Annotated in this window: 14 protein-coding genes; 3 read left to right on the top strand and 11 right to left on the bottom strand. The window is 58.0% G+C overall.

The annotated features are described in order from the left end of the window. Positions 1-81 precede the first annotated feature (81 nt). From H2Z33_RS00920 to H2Z33_RS00910, 3 genes are read right to left on the bottom strand one after another with little or no spacing between them, the layout of a single operon-like run. A complete protein-coding gene (locus H2Z33_RS00920; protein ID WP_015571080.1) occupies positions 82-1,044 on the bottom strand; it encodes a lysylphosphatidylglycerol synthase transmembrane domain-containing protein in 963 nt (320 codons plus the stop codon). Then, positions 1,044-2,282, bottom strand: coding sequence for a cardiolipin synthase ClsB (gene clsB, locus H2Z33_RS00915; RefSeq protein ID WP_032670294.1), 1,239 nt, complete (start codon positions 2,280-2,282; stop codon positions 1,044-1,046). The genes H2Z33_RS00920 and clsB overlap by 1 nt, the downstream gene beginning before the upstream one ends. Further along, on the bottom strand, positions 2,279-3,040 hold the full coding sequence (locus H2Z33_RS00910; RefSeq protein ID WP_017384933.1) for an endonuclease/exonuclease/phosphatase family protein: 762 nt from the start codon (positions 3,038-3,040) through the stop codon (positions 2,279-2,281). Before H2Z33_RS00910 ends, clsB begins: the two co-directional genes overlap by 4 nt. 133 nt (positions 3,041-3,173) lie before the next feature. On the opposite strand from H2Z33_RS00910, the gene H2Z33_RS00905 reads away from it, so the two are divergent. After that, a complete protein-coding gene (locus tag H2Z33_RS00905; RefSeq protein WP_003858499.1) occupies positions 3,174-3,584 on the top strand; it encodes a YbhQ family protein in 411 nt (136 codons plus the stop codon). Here the strand turns inward: H2Z33_RS00905 and H2Z33_RS00900 are convergent. The 5 genes from H2Z33_RS00900 to cecR are packed head-to-tail and all read right to left on the bottom strand — an operon-like array spanning position 3,546 to position 9,234. Beyond that, positions 3,546-4,652: an ABC transporter permease gene (locus tag H2Z33_RS00900; protein ID WP_017384932.1), complete on the bottom strand. Its 1,107-nt coding sequence runs from the start codon at positions 4,650-4,652 to the stop codon at positions 3,546-3,548. The two genes, H2Z33_RS00905 and H2Z33_RS00900, sit on opposite strands and share 39 nt — an antisense overlap. Before the next feature lie 57 nt (positions 4,653-4,709). Continuing rightward, positions 4,710-5,843 carry an ABC transporter permease gene (locus tag H2Z33_RS00895; protein WP_047740623.1) on the bottom strand — a complete coding sequence of 378 codons (1,134 nt, stop codon included), beginning with the start codon at positions 5,841-5,843 and terminating at the stop codon, positions 4,710-4,712. After that, positions 5,833-7,572 (bottom strand): ATP-binding cassette domain-containing protein, encoded by a 1,740-nt coding sequence (locus H2Z33_RS00890; RefSeq protein WP_059295616.1) that lies wholly within the window; start codon positions 7,570-7,572, stop codon positions 5,833-5,835. The genes H2Z33_RS00895 and H2Z33_RS00890 overlap by 11 nt, the downstream gene beginning before the upstream one ends. Next, positions 7,565-8,560, bottom strand: coding sequence for a secretion protein HlyD (hlyD, locus tag H2Z33_RS00885; protein ID WP_017384929.1), 996 nt, complete (start codon positions 8,558-8,560; stop codon positions 7,565-7,567). The genes H2Z33_RS00890 and hlyD overlap by 8 nt, the downstream gene beginning before the upstream one ends. Further along, a complete protein-coding gene (gene cecR / locus H2Z33_RS00880) occupies positions 8,557-9,234 on the bottom strand; it encodes a transcriptional regulator CecR (protein ID WP_003858489.1) in 678 nt (225 codons plus the stop codon). Before cecR ends, hlyD begins: the two co-directional genes overlap by 4 nt. A 204-nt stretch (positions 9,235-9,438) precedes the next feature. Here cecR and rhlE point away from each other — a divergent pair, with 204 nt between their 5' ends. Further along, positions 9,439-10,821, top strand: a complete 1,383-nt coding sequence (rhlE, locus tag H2Z33_RS00875) for an ATP-dependent RNA helicase RhlE (RefSeq protein ID WP_017693771.1) — start codon at positions 9,439-9,441, stop codon at positions 10,819-10,821. Positions 10,822-10,918: 97 nt separating this feature from the next. Continuing rightward, complete coding sequence (gene dinG, locus H2Z33_RS00870) at positions 10,919-13,096, top strand: ATP-dependent DNA helicase DinG (protein ID WP_015571073.1); 2,178 nt, start codon at positions 10,919-10,921, stop codon at positions 13,094-13,096. Here the strand turns inward: dinG and H2Z33_RS00865 are convergent. From H2Z33_RS00865 to H2Z33_RS00855, 3 genes are read right to left on the bottom strand one after another with little or no spacing between them, the layout of a single operon-like run. Beyond that, positions 13,083-13,586, bottom strand: a complete 504-nt coding sequence (locus H2Z33_RS00865; protein WP_033486369.1) for a fimbrial protein — start codon at positions 13,584-13,586, stop codon at positions 13,083-13,085. The two genes, dinG and H2Z33_RS00865, sit on opposite strands and share 14 nt — an antisense overlap. Before the next feature lie 7 nt (positions 13,587-13,593). Then, a complete protein-coding gene (locus H2Z33_RS00860) occupies positions 13,594-14,580 on the bottom strand; it encodes a fimbrial protein (protein WP_048973313.1) in 987 nt (328 codons plus the stop codon). A gap of 21 nt (positions 14,581-14,601) precedes the next feature. Beyond that, positions 14,602-17,145 (bottom strand): fimbria/pilus outer membrane usher protein, encoded by a 2,544-nt coding sequence (locus H2Z33_RS00855; protein ID WP_139153673.1) that lies wholly within the window; start codon positions 17,143-17,145, stop codon positions 14,602-14,604. Positions 17,146-17,159 lie beyond the last annotated feature (14 nt).

The raw sequence follows: 17,159 nt of genomic DNA, 5'->3' as shown, positions 1-17,159 counted from the left end.
GCACGGTGCGGGCTTTTCTCCCTCTCCCCGTGGGAGAGGGCCGGGGTGAGGGCATCAGACCGCAGCGCTACCCGACACAACTCACTTCGCCAACATCCTCTCGTTCTTCGCGCGCAGCTTCTTCGCCCGACTCTCCAGCACCAGATAACAGACCGTTGCCAGCGCCAGCGGCAGGAAGTAGTAGATCATGCGGTACGCGAGCAGGGCGGCGATAATCGTCCCGTGAGACACATGCTCCCCCGCAAGCAGCGCGATAAACACCGCCTCCAGTACGCCAATACCCGCCGGAATATGCACAATCACCCCGGCAATACTGCTTACCAGCAGCACGCCCAGCACGAAGAAGTAGTTCACATCTTCGCCAATCAACAGCCAGATAATGGCCCCCATCGCCATCCAGTTAGCGCTGGAAACCACCATTTGCAGGACGGCAAACTTCCATGACGGCAGCACCAGCTTCTGGCCTTTAATGGTCATGTGACGACGTTTGGCAAAGGCGCAGGCCCACAGGTAGGCGGCGATGATCAGCAGCAGTACGATGCCCAGGATGCGCAGGGTAGCCTCATCGATGTACCAGTGCGCAGGCAGCTGCACCACGCCGATGGTGAAAATCACCCCGCCCAGCAGGATATACCCCAGCCAGTTGGTGGTGATGCTTAAGGAGAAAATACGCGTGATGGTGCCGCCCGGTAAGCCAAGGCGGGAGTACAGGCGATAGCGCATACCAATCCCGCCCACCCAGGTGCTCAGCGTCAGGTTAAAGGCATAGCAGATGAATGACACCAGCATAACCTGCCGTTTGGCAAGCTTATGTCCGCAGTAGGCACGTCCCAGCAGGTCATAGCAGCCGTACATCAGGTAGCTCACAATCACCAGCCCAACGGCCCCCAGCAGGACTGTCCGGTTGTAGTTGCGAATAACTTTCCACACCTCTTCCCAGTCCACCTTTTGGGCATACACCACCAGCAGGACCGCGACGGCAATGAAGAACAGCCAGGTCAGGATTTTTTTCGCCAGCCGCCAGCGAGGATGAGATTTCGACATCAGGTTTTCCCTCCATCTTCCGCCTCTACGCGGTCCTGGGTTTCCATTTCGGGTTGCACAGGCGGATCCACCAGCGCCAGTTTCGGCGTATGCGCGGGCAGCCAGCCCACCATGGCCGGGAAGTGGCGCAGGAAGTGGAACACCACCACGCCGATGCCCACGTTCCACCAGCTCCGTTTCGGCACCATGGACTCATCCACACGCACGCAGTCTTTATTGATAAGACCCTGAAGGTTATCGTGCAGGGTCTGATTAAACTGGCGATCGTGGATGATCAGGTTCGCTTCCAGATTGAGCGATAAGCTCAGCGGATCGAGGTTGCTGGAGCCAACGGTCGCCCAGTGGTCATCCATCACGGCGACTTTGCCGTGCAGCGGGCGGCGGCGATATTCATAGATCTGCACGCCGCTTTTGACCAGATAGCGATAGAGCAGACGCGCGCCGACCTTCACAATCGGCATATCGGGCTCACCCTGCACGATAAGCTTCACGCTCACGCCGCGTCGGGCCGCGTTGCGCATGGCGTGCAAAATCCGGTAACCAGGGAAGAAATAGGCGTTGGCAATAATCACCTCGCGCTTCGCGTTCGCCAGCATCTTCAGGTAATGACGCTCGATATCGTCCCGGTGCTCCTCGTTATCCCGCCAGACGAACAGCGCCTGCGCCTCGCCGGGCTTGCGGTTCTCTTCCGGGCGATGACGGCGTCGCCACCAGCGGCGAGCGGCCTCTTTGCCGGGTAAGTTTTCCAGCACAAACAGCTGGATGTCCTGAACCACCGGTCCTTCGATACGGATCGCGTAGTCCTGTTTAGCTTCGGGACCGTAATCCGACATATGCTCGGCGGAGTAGTTAATGCCGCCAACGAAGGCCACCGTTTCATCCACCACCACAATTTTGCGGTGCATTCGGCGGAACAGGTTGGTGCGCATGCCGAACAGACGCGGGCCGGGATCGTAATAGCGGAACACCACCCCTGCGGCGGTGAGCTCGTTAACAAATTCGTCGCTGAGATCCGGCGAACCATATCCGTCGAGCAGAACCTCGATTTTTACACCGCGACGGGCGGCATGCAGCAGTGCGCTGTGCAACTGCCTGCCCACATCGTCTTCAAACCAGATAAACGTTTCGAGAAAGACTTTCTGCTGTGCGTGGCTAATCGCCTCAAAAACCGCCGGATAAAAGTTATCGCCATTTTCCAGCAGCGTAATACGGTTACCTTCCTGCCATGTGCATTTCATAAGTGGATCTCCGCGCTGAGTGGGGCATGGTCGGAGAGATGTCGCCAGTTGAGTAAAGCCAGCGCCGTCGGGCTGCTGGCGTGGGCATTTTTTACGTAAATGCGGTCAAGGCGCAGCAGGGGGAAGCGCACCGGAAACGTCCGCGCGGGACGACCGCGTGAGCGGGTAAAGATCTCCTCCAGCCCCGCCTTCACCTTCAGCGGATGGTTGGCCCGCTGTCGCCAGTCGTTGAAATCACCGGCCACCACTACGGGCTCGCCCTCCGGCAGCGCATTGGTCCAGTCTGCCAGCATCTGTAGCTGGGCCTGACGGTGGGCTTCACGCAGGCCAAGATGAACACAGCCCACATGAATGGGAAAATCGAGCGCCGGGGGGGTGATACGACAGTATAACAGCCCGCGTTTTTCGCTCTCGCCAACGGAGACGTCGCGGTTCTCATAATGCTCGATAGGAAAACGCGACAGCACCGCGTTACCGTGATGCCCCTCCGGGTAGACCGCATTGCGCCCGTAGGCGTAATCGCTCCACATGGTATCCGCCAGAAATTCGTAATGGGGCGTGTCGGGCCAGTTTTCGAAATGCATCGGGTGCACTTCGTGCGCGCCCATGACCTCCTGGAGGCAGACAATATCGGCGCTGACGGTGCGTACCGCGTCGCGCAGCTCCGGTAAAATGAAGCGGCGGTTAAATGCTGTGAAGCCCTTATGAATGTTTATCGTCAGCACCTTAAGCGAGAAATGCTGCGTTTTTTTGCTCATAAACACCTTCCTGGGTGACTATCCCGATGAAAATAAAGTGTAGTAGGCGTCACAAAAAGATGCGGCGTTACGGAATTTTCCGTAAAGTGCGGTAGTCTGAATTAGCAGAGAAAAATCCTTCAGGAGAGAAGCCATGAAGTGGCAACAACGCGTTCGTGTCGCAACCGGTTTGAGTTGCTGGCAGATAATGTTGCATTTACTGGTCGTGGCCGTACTGGTGATGGGCTGGATGAGCGGCACGCTGGTGCGTGTCGGCTTAGGGTTATGCGTGGTTTACGGCGTGACCGTGCTGTCGATGCTGTTTTTACAGCGTCACCACGACGCGCGCTGGCGTGAAGTGGGTGATGTGCTCGAAGAGCTCACCACCACCTGGTATTTTGGTGCGGCAATGATCGTCCTGTGGCTGTTGTCACGCGTGCTGCAAAACAACCTGCTGCTGGCCCTGGCGGGTCTGGCTATCCTCGCAGGGCCTGCGGTGGTGTCGTTGCTCACCAAAGAGAAAAAGCTACGCGATGTTTCGTCTAAACATCGCATAGGCCACTGAGCCCGTTGTGGCCGCGATGACCAGTAGCGGCCACAAACTTCCCCACACAATATCCAGACTCGCATCCTTCAGATAGATTTGCTTGGTGATATCCGTGAAGTGACGAATTGGGTTTATCCACGTCAAATCCTGTAACCACACCGGCATGTTCTCCACTGGAGAAACGTACCCTGAAAGCAAGATCGCCGGCATCATAAAGACAAACACCCCGATAAACGCCTGCTGCTGCGTTGAGCAGAGCGCGGAAATCAGCAGCCCAAACCCCACCAGCGACAGGCCGTAAATCACCATCGTGAAGTAAAACAGCGCCAGCGATCCGGCAAACGGGATCTGGTACGCCCATATTCCCACCCCCAGCACGATGGTGGCCTGGAACGTCGCGACAATCAGTGCCGGCACCGCCTTGCCGACAAATATCTGCCAGGTGGCGAGCGGTGAGACCAGCAGCTGATCCAGCGTACCTTGCTCACGTTCGCGCGCCACGGACAGCGAGGTGACAATCATCACGCCAATGGTGGTGATCATGGCGATCAGCGACGGCACCACAAACCATTTGTAGTCCAGGTTCGGGTTGTACCAGTTGCGCACCACCAGCTCGCTGTTGTTGGGTTTGGGTTTGCCTGCCATCAGCTCCTGCTGGTAATCCTTCACCACCTGTTGCAAATAGTTCGCCGCAATCTGGGCGCTGTTGGAGTTACGTCCGTCGAGGATCAGCTGCATCGGCGCGGTCTGGAATGTGTCCAGGTTGCGGGAGAAGTCCGCCGGGAAGCGTACCAGCAATAATGCTTTTTGCGTGTCGATGGTGGGCTGGATCGCCTGCGGGCTTTCCAGAAGCAGGACATGGGTAAAGGCTTTGGCGCGGGCGAAACGCTGCGTCAACTCGACGGAATGCTTGCCGTTGTCTTCGTTGTAAATGGCGATGGTGGCGTTGGTGACCTCTAGTGTGGCGGCAAACGGAAACAGTACAACCTGAAGCAGCACCGGCAGCACCAGAATGGCGCGGGTCTGCGGCTCGCGCAGCAAGGATTGCAGCTCTTTGCGGATCAATGTCCATAAACGGTGAAACATCGCGTCGTCCTCCTGTCGGGTGGCGCTTGCGCTTACCCGACCTACAAAATCCGATGGCTAATCTAATCTTCTTTTCGTTTTCATCCACGTCAGCCCGATAAACATCACCGCCGACGCCAGCAAAAACAGGGTGTTGATAATCAGCACCACCGGAATATTTCCCGCCAGGAACAGGCTTTGCAGGGTGCTCACAAAGTAGCGCGCCGGAATGATGTACGTCACGGCGCGGATCACCGCCGGCATACTGTCTATCTGGAAGATAAAGCCGGAGAGCATAATCGACGGCAGGAAGGCGGCATTAAGCGCCACCTGCGCGGCGTTAAACTGGTTGCGGGTGATGGTGGAAATTAACAGTCCCATCCCCAGCGTGCTGAGCAAAAACAGGCTGGTAATAAAGAACAGCAGCACCAGCGAGCCGCGGTACGGCACGCCAAGAATAAATACCGAGACCAGCATACACAGCAGCATCGCCAGCATGCCGAGGAAGTAGTAGGGGATGAGCTTACACAGCAGCAGCTCGACGCGCGTCACTTCGGTCGAGAGCAGCGCCTCCATGGTGCCGCGCTCCCATTCGCGGGCGATCACCAGCGAGGTGAGGATCGCGCCAATCACCGTCATGATGATGGTGACCGCCCCCGGAATAATAAAATGCTGGCTGATGGCGGCGGGGTTAAACCAGTAGCGCGTCTGCACGTCAATCAGCGGTTCAAACTTTTCCCCCCGGTCTTCGGCGCGCTGCATCTGCCAGAGCTGCCAGATCCCCTCCGCATAGCCCTGCACGAAGTTGGCGGTGTTCGGCTCGCTGCCGTCGGTGATCACCTGAATTGGCGCATCGGCGCCCGGGCGTGCCATATTGGCGGCAAAATCGACCGGAATGACGATCAGACCGCGAATTTTTCCGGCCTGCATTTTCTGGATCAGTTCCTGCCGGTTGTCGCTGATGGTGGCATCGATGTAGGGCGAGCCGGTCATGGCGTGGGTGAAGTCCAGCGCCTCTTCGCTCTGCTGCTCCAGCAAAATCCCGACCCGCAGCTTGCTGGAGTCGAGGTTAATCCCGTAGCCGAAAATAAACAGCAGCAGCAGGGGGATCACCACCGCAATCAGCCAGCTGCTGGGGTCACGCACAATCTGCCGCGTCTCTTTGACGCACAGGGCGCGCACCCGGCGCCAGGAAAGGGCGTTACTGCGCATGAGTATTCTCCTTATCCCAGTCGTGGATGAGGGTGATAAACGCCTGCTCCATGGTCGGATCTGGCTGCGCGTCGTCGGCGGCCTGCGCTTTCAGGTCATCCGGGGTGCCGTGGGCAATCAGCTTGCCGCGATAGACCAGCCCGATGCGGTCGCAATACTCTGCCTCGTCCATAAAGTGGGTGGTGACCATCACGGTCACGCCTTTTTCCACCATGCTATTGATATGCAACCAGAATTCTCGGCGGGTGAGGGGGTCCACGCCTGAAGTCGGTTCATCAAGAAACAGGATATCCGGCTCGTGCATCAGTGAGCAGGCCAGCGCCAGCCGCTGTTTGAAGCCAAGCGGCAGCGCTTCGGTAGCGTGTGAGGCGATATCGGTCAGGCCGAAGGCGTCGCACATGCGGCCGATCTTCTCATTCTGTGCCCGTCCCCGCAGGCCGTAGACGCCGGAGAAAAATCGCAGATTTTGCTCCACCGTCAGGTTGCCGTAGAGCGAAAACTTCTGCGCCATATAGCCCAGGTGCTGGCGCGCCTTGCCGGAGCTGACTTTGAGATCCATGTTCAGCACCAGCGCTTTGCCGGAGGTTGGTACCAGCAGGCCGCACATCATTTTAAAGGTGGTGGATTTCCCCGCGCCGTTCGGCCCGAGCAGGCCAAATATCTCGCCGCGCTTCACGGCAAAATTGACGTTATCGGTGGCGGCGAAATCGCCGAATTTTTTGGTGAGCGATTTTGCTTCAATGACCGTTTCGCCCGCCGTGCCTTCCACCGTGTGCAGGATGGCGCCAAGCGGTGATTCTGAGGTTCCCGCCCCGCCCAGCAGATCGATAAACGCATCTTCAAAGCGCGGCGCGGTCTCTGTCATGTCGATCTCAGGCATACCCTGCGCACGGCGGATATCGTCGGCGGTAGTCTCTTTTTTGAGGATCACGCGCACCGAACGGCCCTGAATCATCCCGTCGCTCACCTGCGGCAGCTTCAGTACCCGTTGCAGCAGCTTGCGGTTGGACTCCTGCGCGCTGTGCAGCAGAAAACTGCGCCCGGCCATGGTTTGCGTCAGCTCGGTGGGTTCGCCCTGATAGAGCAGTTCGCCTTCATTCATCAGCAGCACGTCGCGGCACTGCTCTGCTTCATCAAGGTAAGAGGTACTCCAGAGGATCAGCATGCCGTCACCCGCCAGCTCGTGCACCATCTGCCACAGCTCGCGGCGGGAAATCGGGTCCACGCCCACGCCGGGTTCATCCAGCAATAGCACCTTCGGTTCGCCCACCAGCGTGCAGGCCAGCCCCAGCTTCTGCTTCATCCCGCCGGAAAGTTTGCCCGCCAGCCGGTCGGTGAACGGGCCGAGGGAGGTAAACGCCAGCAGACGCTGGAAGGTTTTCTGCCGGGTTTCGCCGGTAACGCTGCGCAGATCGGCATACAGGTTGAGGTTTTCCATTACCGTCAGATCTTCGTACAGACCAAACTTCTGCGGCATATAGCCGAGCATGCCGTGGAGCGCCGCGTCGTCTTTGATCGGATCGAGGCCAAGCACGCTGGCACTGCCTTCATCCGGCTTCAGCAATCCCGCCAGCATCCGCATCAGCGTGGTTTTACCCGCGCCGTCCGGCCCCACCAGCCCGGTCACATAGCCTTTCTGAATCGTACAATTCAGCGGCGCGACCGCCGGTTTGGCCATTCCCGGGAAGCGTTTGACCAGATTGTTGAGCTGGATAACCGCATCATTCATGTCGTTCCCCGTCGTTTAAGGTCACGGTAACAGGCATTCCCTGACGCAGCGCGTCGTCCGCATCGGTGACGATGATGCGCAAGCGGTACACCAGGTCGGTACGCAGGTCCGGGGTTTCAACGGTTTTTGGCGTGAACTCGGCGGTAGGGGAGACGAAGCCCACTTTGCCGTGATACGGCTTGTCCGGGCGACCGTCGGTATAGAGCAGCAGTTCGCGGCCCGGCTGCATCTGACCAAGATTTGGCTCATCAATGTAAGCGCGCACCCACACCGGACGGGTTAAGGAGAGCGTTAACACGGTGCTGCCCGCGCTGAGCATGCTGCCCGGCTCCACGGCGCGGGTCATCAGCGTGCCGTCAGACGGGGCGATTAACGTGGTGTCGTGCAGATCCAGCTCCGCCTGGGCTAACTGCGCCTGCGCCTGCTCAAGGCTGGCCTTCGCCTGGGCAATGTCCTGCGCACGGTTACCGGTGCGGTACTGGCTTAGCTTATCCTGGGCAGATTTCAGCGTCGCCTGTGCCTGGTCGCGGGATGAGCGCGCGTTTTCCAGGTCGTTGGCGGAAATAGTACGGCTTTTCCATAAGCCTTGCTGACGGTTATAGAAATTCTGCGCATAGTCATAGGCGGCTTTTGCCTGCTTAACGGCAGCGGCCGCCTGGGAGATCTCTTCGTCACGGTAGCCCGCCAGCATCAGGTCGTATTGCGCCTGTGCGACGGAGACGCCTGCTTTTGCCTGCATCAGCGCGTTCTCAAACGGGGCTTTGTCCAGCATTCCCAGCGTCTGCCCGGCTTTGATGGCATCGCCTTCGTCAACGTTCAGCGAGGCCAGCCGTCCGCCGACGCGGAAGCTCATGTTCACGGTGCGGATATCCACGTTGCCGTACAGCGTCAGGCCACGATCCTGCTGGCTCTGATACCACAGCCAGCCACCGATTCCCGCAGCAAGTAACACAACAACCACCAGAATGATGGCGACAGGTTTTTTCATGACTTCTGGCTCCTTTGCGTTAAGCCTTGCAGGATCAGATCAACGTGACAGGTAATGACCTGGCTAATTTGCGCGGCTTTATCCTCATCGAATTGTGTCCAGCCCGTACGTAACAGGATGGTCTCACGCCCCAGACGGAAGGCGAGCACTTCGCCCAGCAGGGCGTGGGTATGCAAAATGGTGTCGGTATCGCTGGCGTCCCGTCCGGTATAGGCGGCGATCAGCCGGGTCAGATGGCTGTGCATCGGGGCGATCACCTGATCGTGCACCAGCTGGTACGCGGCAGTGGGGGAGAGCTGCTCGCGGGAGATAAATTTGCTCAGGTTCAGCGTATCGTCGTGCGTCAGCAAGCGGATCATGTTGTGACAGGCGTTAAGGATCAGCTGGCGGATGGCAGCCCGGTCAGGCTCTGGCTGGCTGAACAGCGCGGTGGCTTCTTCCACGTGCGGGCGAAAGCTGGTGCCGATAAAATCCGCGATCCACTGGGCGCAGGCGAGGTATAAATCCTCTTTTGAGCCAAAATAGTAGGTGATGGCCGCAATATTCTGCCCGGCCTGAGCGGCGATATCCCGCGTGGTGGCATGCAGACCATACTCGCCAAACTGCGCCAGCGCGGCGGCGATAAGCTGACTTTTCGCCTGTTCGCCTTTGGTTGTCGTTGGGGTTGTATTCATAGCAGCATTAAAAATTAATCAATCGATTGATTAAGATTATGCCTGATTTGCGCAAACGTCGAGTCATGGCCGGGGATATTTTATGCGCCACGTCACAAAAGCTGCTACACTCCGCTCCTTCGCGACATTGTGGTTTTTGTCCTTCTATTCGTTATATCTCCCTGAAAACTACACCTGTGATGGTCGGGGCGGTTCGGAGTTTTTATGTCTTTTGATTCCCTTGGTCTGAACCCGGAAATTCTGCGCGCCATCGCAGAGCAGGGCTACGTTGAGCCAACCCCTATCCAGCAGCAGGCCATTCCGGCCGTTTTGCAGGGCCGTGACCTGATGGCAAGCGCGCAGACCGGTACCGGTAAGACCGCGGGCTTTACCCTGCCGCTGCTGGAGCTGTTGGTAAAAAACCAGCCGCACGCCAAAGGCCGTCGTCCGGTGCGTGCGCTGATCCTCACCCCAACCCGCGAACTGGCGGCCCAGATTGGCGAGAACGTGCGTGAATACAGCCGCTACCTCAACATTCGTTCGCTGGTGGTTTTCGGCGGGGTAAGCATTAACCCGCAGATGATGAAGCTGCGCGGCGGCGTGGACGTGCTGGTGGCAACGCCGGGGCGTCTGCTGGATCTGGAACACCAGAACGCGGTGAAGCTCGATAACATCGAAATTCTGGTGCTGGACGAAGCCGACCGTATGCTGGATATGGGCTTCATCCACGATATTCGCCGCGTGCTGGCGAAGCTGCCGACGCGTCGTCAGAACCTGCTCTTCTCGGCAACCTTCTCCGACGAGATCAAGGCACTGGCGGAAAAGCTGCTGCATAACCCGCTGGAAGTGGAAGTCGCGCGCCGCAATACCGCCTCCGAGCAGGTGACGCAGCACGTGCACTTTGTGGATAAGAAGCGCAAGCGGGAACTGCTCTCCCAGATGATCGGCCAGGGCAACTGGCAGCAGGTACTGGTCTTTACCCGCACCAAGCACGGCGCTAACCACCTGGCGGAACAGCTCAATAAAGACGGTATTCGCAGCGCGGCGATCCACGGCAACAAGAGTCAAGGTGCGCGTACCCGCGCGCTGGCTGATTTTAAATCCGGCGACATACGTGTGCTGGTGGCAACCGACATCGCCGCCCGTGGCCTGGACATTGAAGAGCTGCCGCACGTGGTGAACTACGAGCTGCCAAACGTGCCGGAAGACTACGTGCACCGTATCGGCCGTACCGGCCGTGCGGCGGCAACCGGGGAAGCGCTCTCTCTGGTCTGCGTGGATGAACACAAGCTGCTGCGCGACATCGAACGCCTGCTGAAGAAAGAGATCCCACGCATTGAAACCCCGGGATATGAAGTGGACCCGTCGATCAAAGCTGAGCCAATTCAGAACGGTCGTCAGGGCGGCGGTCGCGGTCAGGGCGGCGGCGGTCGCGGTCAGCAGCCGCGTCGTGCCGAAGGTGGCGCGCCGAAATCTTCGGGCAAACCGCCGCGTCGTAATAACGACAGCAAACCAGCCGGTGAAAACCCGTGGCGTAGCGGCGAAGGGAAACCGGCAGGCGAGGGGCAGCGCCGACGCCGCCCGCGTAAACCTGCTAACCCGCAGTAATCTGGAAGCCCGGTCGTAAAGCCGGGCTTTTCTTTTTGCGGCAGCGGAGAGAAAGTGCCACAATAGTGGCTGTTTATACAGTATTTCAGGTTTTCCGATGGCTTTAACCGCTGCGCTCAAGGCGCAAATTGGCGCATGGTATAAGGCGCTACAACAGCAGATCCCCGACTTTATCCCCCGAGCCCCGCAGCGGCAGATGATTGCCGACGTGGCAAAAACGCTCGCCGGGGACGACGGACGACATCTGGCGATTGAAGCCCCGACCGGCGTCGGGAAAACCCTGTCGTATCTCATTCCCGGCATTGCCATCGCGCGGGAAGAAGACAAAACGCTGGTGGTCAGTACCGCTAACGTGGCCTTGCAGGATCAGATCTTCAGCAAAGATTTGCCGCTGCTGCGCAAAATTATCCCCGATTTACGGTTCACCGCCGCCTTTGGTCGCGGGCGCTACGTCTGCCCGCGCAATCTGGCGGCGCTGGCCAGCAGTGAACCCTCCCAGCAGGATCTGCTCGCGTTTCTTGATGACGAGCTGACGCCAAACAACAAGGCGGAGCAGGAGCAGTGCGCAAAGCTAAAGGCCGATCTCGACGGCTACAGGTGGGACGGCCTGCGGGATCACACCAGCCAGGCGATCGGCGACGACCTGTGGCGCAGGCTCAGCACCGATAAAGCGAGCTGCCTGAACCGCAACTGTCATTACTATCGCGAGTGCCCGTTCTTTGTCGCCCGGCGTGAGATTCAGGAAGCGGAGGTGGTTGTCGCCAACCATGCGCTGGTGATGGCTGCCCTGGAGAGTGAAGCGGTCCTGCCGGAGCCCAAAAACCTGCTGCTGGTGCTGGATGAAGGTCATCATCTGCCCGACGTGGCGCGGGATGCGCTGGAGATGAGTGCAGAAATTACCGCCCCGTGGTTTCGCCTGCAACTGGATCTGTTCTGCAAGCTGGTGGCAACCTGCATGGAGCAGTTCCGCCCGAAAACCACGCCGCCGCTGGCGGTCCCGGAGCGGTTGAGCGAGCACTGTGAAGAGGTGTACGGCCTCATCGCCTCGCTGAATAACATTCTCAACCTGTATCTCCCCGCCACCCAGGAAGCGGAACACCGCTTTGCGATGGGTGAGTTGCCACAGGAAGTGATGGAGATTTGCCAGCAGCTGGCGAAGCACCTTGAAAAGCTGCGCGGGCTGGCGGAGATGTTCCTCAACGATCTCAGCGAGAAAACCGGTACCCATGACGTGGTGCGCTTGCACCGCATTCTGCTGCAAATGAACCGCGCGCTGGGCATGTTTGAGGCGCAGAGCAAACTCTGGCGGCTGGCCTCGATGGCGCAGGCGTCCGGGGCGCCAGTGACAAAGTGGGCCACCCGCGAAGTGCGAGACGGGCAGGTACATCTGTTCTTCCACTGCGTGGGCATCCGCGTGGCCGATCAGCTGGAAAAGCTGATCTGGCGCAGCGTGCCGCACGTGGTAGTGACGTCGGCGACCCTGCGTTCACTGAACAGCTTCTCAAGGTTGCAGGAAATGAGCGGCCTGAAAGAGAAAGCGGGGGACCGTTTTGTGGCCCTGGACTCGCCGTTCAACCACTGTGAGCAGGGCAAGCTGGTGATCCCGCGCATGAACTATGAGCCGCTTATCGATAACGAAGAGCAGCATATTGCGGAAATGGCGGCCTACTTCCGCGAGCAGGTTGAGAGTAAAAAATACCCCGGTATGCTGGTGCTGTTTGCCAGCGGCCGCGCGATGCAACGCTTTCTGGAGCACGTCACCGATCTGCGCTTACTCCTGCTGGTGCAGGGCGATCAGCCGCGCTATCGGCTGGTGGAAACCCACCGTAAACGCATTGATAACGGCGAGCGTAGCGTGCTGGTGGGGCTACAGTCCTTTGCGGAAGGGCTGGATTTAAAAGGCGACTACCTGACGCAGGTGCATATCCATAAAATTGCCTTCCCGCCCATCGACAGCCCGGTGGTGATCACCGAAGGCGAATGGCTGAAAAGCCTTAACCGTTATCCGTTTGAAGTGCAAAGCCTGCCTGCGGCGTCGTTTAACCTGATCCAGCAGGTCGGGCGCCTGATCCGTAGCCACGGCTGCTGGGGCGAGGTGGTGATTTATGACAAACGTCTGCTCACCAAAAACTATGGCCAGCGGCTGCTGAATGCGCTGCCGATCTTCCCGATTGAGCAGCCAGAGGTGCCGGAGGTAAAAAAACGCCCGGCGAAACCCTCTGCCGGGCGTACAAAAAGCATCCGTGCAAAGAGGCGCGGTCCTACTGGTAAATAAACGTGACCTGAACAACGCTGCTGAACGTGCCGGCGGTAACGGGCAGGGCGGTGGCGTAATAGCGGGCAGAAAGCGGGAAATCGGCGGTATGATCGTCCTGATTCACCAGAACGCTGAAGCTTGCCTGCGGGGCGATGAGCATCTTATCCGGACGATCGGCCAGCTCCAGCGCCAGCCCACCGGCCGTACCGATATTAGCGAATTTGCTCGGGTGCGCGCCGTCGGCCTGGCCGAGAAATGTCGCCGTCGCCAGGGTCGTCGTTGAGGGACATTTTGAGAGCGTTAAATCAAACGCTATCCACTTGCCGGTATCCCCTACATCCTTAAAATTACCCGCGACGGCCTGACCCAGATTAACCGTCAGGTTCTGGCTGGCGCTATCCACCGTGCAGGTATTGGCGTAAATGTTGCCGGTCATTTCTATCTGAATATCCTCCGCATAAGCGTTAGCCAACAGGCCGAGGGTCAGGAAAATCAAATAACTTTTCATTGTGAACCTACTTATACGCAACGGTAATGGTCGCGACGGTGTTGGCCGGCCCGGGCGTGACGATGTCGTTTATCTGCTCGTAGCGTACCTTGAAGGGGATGTTTAAGGTTTCATTTGCGTTCGCGGGGCTTGAGGTGGTGAAGTACTCATCGAAGGCGGGAACCTTGCCATCGGTGACCATAAATACACCTACCCCTGTTGCCACACCGCTCTCGGGTGTGAGCTTAATAACCCCGCCGAAGCCCGGTACGTAGCCGTTCGTACTGCTGATCTTCAGTTCCGGCTGAACGGTTGTATTGCAGGTGATGCTGACGTTGAAGTCTTTTTCATCGGTAAGCAGGCCGGTTGTGAAAAACTGGCTCACGGGAAAATCGCCCAACACAACGGTCAGACTTTTTGGCGAGACGGAACAGGTTACTTCCTGGAGAATGATATTCCCTGCATAGGAGATTAAGTTGGGATCACCGATGCCCTCGTGGTGATAAAGACCAATACCAAAACGGGTCTGATTTTGATCCAGTGTGCCCGATGCCACCGCAGTGCTGGTTTTGACCAGCTCCAGCGTAACGTCGAAATCAAAAGTGCGTTTACCGTCACTGGAGACGTAACCGACCGGCGTTCCCGTAGAGATACAGTTAACCCCTCCGCCTCCGCTGATGCGTTGGCCCCGATCGTTCATCAATGCCACACCAATACCGGGTACGCCAGAAGCGTAGACGCCTTTCAGGCCTGAAATTTCCGCGCCCGTGCCGTAATAGCAAGAGACAATTTCCAGCCCGCTGTCTATCGACTGGTCGCAACTCCCGGCGACATGGGTGACTTGTTCAGTACCCGGGATGGTCTCGCCAACGGTCAGCGTCGTGGGGACTGAGATGGAGGCCACGTTAATCATTTTGGGCAGATCCGGCGTGGTGCAGGTCGCCTTCGCATGCGGCATAAATAACGCGGCGGTTCCCAGAACCAGTAATAAAAAGCACTGTTTAATCATTTGCATAATCGTTAGCCTGAATGGTAATCAATGGCACTGCGCGGCAGCGTTTATGATGCTTGTTTTTTCTTTCTCATCCGTTAGCGCATAGTCAGCAACGCAGTGCTCGCTCGCCTCCTGTCCCCAGGAAACGTTGAGATGCCCTTGCTGCGGCAGACCCGAGAGGTAAGTCTGGCCGTCATTTCCGACAATAAATTCGCTGTCCTTATCCCCGGTGGTCACCGTTGCGCCGAAGGGCAGCGGTTTACCATTTTGTGTAAGCGTTATCAGGACGCGGTTACCCACGCGGGTAGTAAAGCTGGCGCGCACCACGGCCCCGCGGGTTGGCGTCACAATTTGCGCCGCGTGGGTGACGTCGGCATCCTCCGGCAGCGTTTCGGTATCCAGTGCGATGGTGTTATGGCGATACGCGGTCACGAACGGCACGACGGTATAGCCGCGGAAGTCAGTCTCCACGCCTGTCTGGTTGGTGATATGGGTGCCGTGCGTACCTGGCGCTTTCACCAGCGCGATGGTTTCACCGAGCGGCTGGCTCAGGGTTATCCCGTTAGCGTGGGCCACCACGCCGCCCTGCAAACCGACGTTCAGGGTCTGCTGATACCTATCCTGACTGACGCCTGCGCTCACTTCGCCGTAGGTCGCTTTGTAATCGGCGTTGATGCTGGTGGAGTTATCGCTGCCGGTGCTGCTCAGCCCTTCCTGGATATTCCAGTTCAGGTTGTCTTCTTTCAGCGCCGTACCGTTAAGACCGATGTTCTGCGTGGTGCCGTCTTTGGTGTTGTTCAGGTTGTACGTAGCCCAGGTATTATGCATCCAGCGATCCAGCGGAACCGAAACGCTCAGCGAGAATTGGTTGTCGTTTGTTACCTCATTACCGTCTTCATCGCTGTCGTGAGTGTTTTTGTTCATGCTGTAGCTGAGGCTGTAGCTCACGCCGTGCCAGCTGTTGTTGTAGCTGACGCTCAGGGAGGTCATGTTCTGGCTCTGGCTCCAGTAAGTTTCCTTCACCATGCTCAGCGTCACCGACCCCCAACCTTCTGGCAGCGTCTGGTCAACGGTGGCTTCTGTACGGGCGCGGCGCTGCTGGGGAGCAGACCAGTCGTCGGCGCGGGTATACGACTCCATAGTGTCGTCCAGGGTGTAAAACCCCTTGCTGTTATAGCGATAGCCCGCAAGCGAAAAGTTGGTGCCTGAACCGGCGAAATCTTTGCTGTAGCGTACGCGCCACGACTGGCCCTTGCTGGACTGCTGTTTTTTCAGCAGGGCTCTGGCGCGGGTCACGTCAATGGAGAACGCCCCGAGATCGCCCATGTTTTTCCCGGCGCCGAGCGCCTGGGACTGATAGTGGCTGCTCTGCTGCACGCCGCCATAGGCCGTGAAGCCGTGAGGTAAACCGTAGATGGCGCTTCCCTGGGCAAACGGGGTCTTTTCAACGTCTTTGTCATAAGAGCGATAACGCCCGGCGGTTACGCTGTAGCGCAGGTTTTTTTCACGCTGCAATACCGGCACGGAGGCAAACGGCACCACGAAATGGCTCTCGCTGCCGTCTGTTTCTTTCACCGTAACCTGGAGGTCACCGCTGCTGCCGGTGGGGTAGAGGTCGTTAATTTCGAATGCGCCCGGCGCGACCGTGTTCTGATAAATCACGTACCCGTTCTGGCGGACCATCACCAGCGCGTTGCTGTGGGCGGTGCCGCGAATAATAGGGGCATAGCCTTTTTCACTGTCCGGCAGCATGTCGCTGTCGGATTTCAGCTCCACGCCGGTGTAGGGGACGCTGTCAAAAACGTCGGAAGGTGAGGTGCTTTGCCCCACCGTCACGTCACTTTTCATTGCCACAATGTCGCGTTGCGCATAGGTATAAACGGAGGTGAATTTCTGTTCCTCCTCGTGGCCCGTGGTGCTGCGATTCCAGGTGGAGTAGTTACGAACGCGCCATGCCCCGAGGTTGAAGCCGGGACGCAGGTTAACGTACTGGCTGCTGCTATCCTCTTCACCCTGCTGGCGCGCATGGCTCTGGCTGGCGTTGACGCTGTAATTAAGCAGGCCCGCGTTGATCCCTTCGTCAAACTCTTTCGGGTCGATGTAACCGCGTGGCACCTGTCCGAGCGCCTTTTGCGGAATGCTCAGCAGCAGCTGCTGATTGCGCACGCGAAAGGTCGCGGATGCCGAAGGGATGGCGTGTAGATCGGCGCACTGACCTTCTGCCCTCAGCTGCGGATATTTTTGCGTTTTGATCCCGAGGCTCTTTAATTCGTCCAGTGTAAAACAGGGCTGAAGCGTGCTGGTGCCCTGCGGATCTTTAACTATGTTAAAGGTCACGTCACGGGTATCAATTTTATTGTTATTGATAAATACCGCGACCTGATATTTACCTGGCGCCTGACCGGGACCTTTTTCATAGACAGACAGATCGGTCTTTTCCTGCTGTGGGTTATCAATGTCCAGCAGGGCTGGGTTAAAATAATCATCAGCCAAAACCTGCTGCGCAAAGATCGCCATTGCCAGGCAACAAAAAGTCATCAGCAATGACGAAAATCGGCAGGTGAACGGCTTTTTATGGCGGTACATGATGATTTTATTAC

It is taken from the genome of Enterobacter sp. YSU (assembly GCF_016082135.1).
GTDB classification, from domain to species: domain Bacteria; phylum Pseudomonadota; class Gammaproteobacteria; order Enterobacterales; family Enterobacteriaceae; genus Enterobacter; species Enterobacter hormaechei_C.
This window is presented reverse-complemented; position numbering and strand designations above follow the sequence as displayed.

Coding starts and splice junctions, on each gene's coding strand:
- cecR (WP_003858489.1), bottom strand. CDS start 9,234: ATGAATACAACCCCAACGACAACCAAAGGCGAACAGGCGAAAAGTCAG.
- H2Z33_RS00920 (WP_015571080.1), bottom strand. CDS start 1,044: ATGTCGAAATCTCATCCTCGCTGGCGGCTGGCGAAAAAAATCCTGACC.
- H2Z33_RS00860 (WP_048973313.1), bottom strand. CDS start 14,580: ATGCAAATGATTAAACAGTGCTTTTTATTACTGGTTCTGGGAACCGCC.
- H2Z33_RS00910 (WP_017384933.1), bottom strand. CDS start 3,040: ATGAGCAAAAAAACGCAGCATTTCTCGCTTAAGGTGCTGACGATAAAC.
- hlyD (WP_017384929.1), bottom strand. CDS start 8,560: ATGAAAAAACCTGTCGCCATCATTCTGGTGGTTGTTGTGTTACTTGCT.
- rhlE (WP_017693771.1), top strand. CDS start 9,439: ATGTCTTTTGATTCCCTTGGTCTGAACCCGGAAATTCTGCGCGCCATC.
- clsB (WP_032670294.1), bottom strand. CDS start 2,282: ATGAAATGCACATGGCAGGAAGGTAACCGTATTACGCTGCTGGAAAAT.
- H2Z33_RS00905 (WP_003858499.1), top strand. CDS start 3,174: ATGAAGTGGCAACAACGCGTTCGTGTCGCAACCGGTTTGAGTTGCTGG.
- H2Z33_RS00865 (WP_033486369.1), bottom strand. CDS start 13,586: ATGAAAAGTTATTTGATTTTCCTGACCCTCGGCCTGTTGGCTAACGCT.
- H2Z33_RS00890 (WP_059295616.1), bottom strand. CDS start 7,572: ATGAATGATGCGGTTATCCAGCTCAACAATCTGGTCAAACGCTTCCCG.
- H2Z33_RS00895 (WP_047740623.1), bottom strand. CDS start 5,843: ATGCGCAGTAACGCCCTTTCCTGGCGCCGGGTGCGCGCCCTGTGCGTC.
- dinG (WP_015571073.1), top strand. CDS start 10,919: ATGGCTTTAACCGCTGCGCTCAAGGCGCAAATTGGCGCATGGTATAAG.
- H2Z33_RS00900 (WP_017384932.1), bottom strand. CDS start 4,652: ATGTTTCACCGTTTATGGACATTGATCCGCAAAGAGCTGCAATCCTTG.
- H2Z33_RS00855 (WP_139153673.1), bottom strand. CDS start 17,145: ATGTACCGCCATAAAAAGCCGTTCACCTGCCGATTTTCGTCATTGCTG.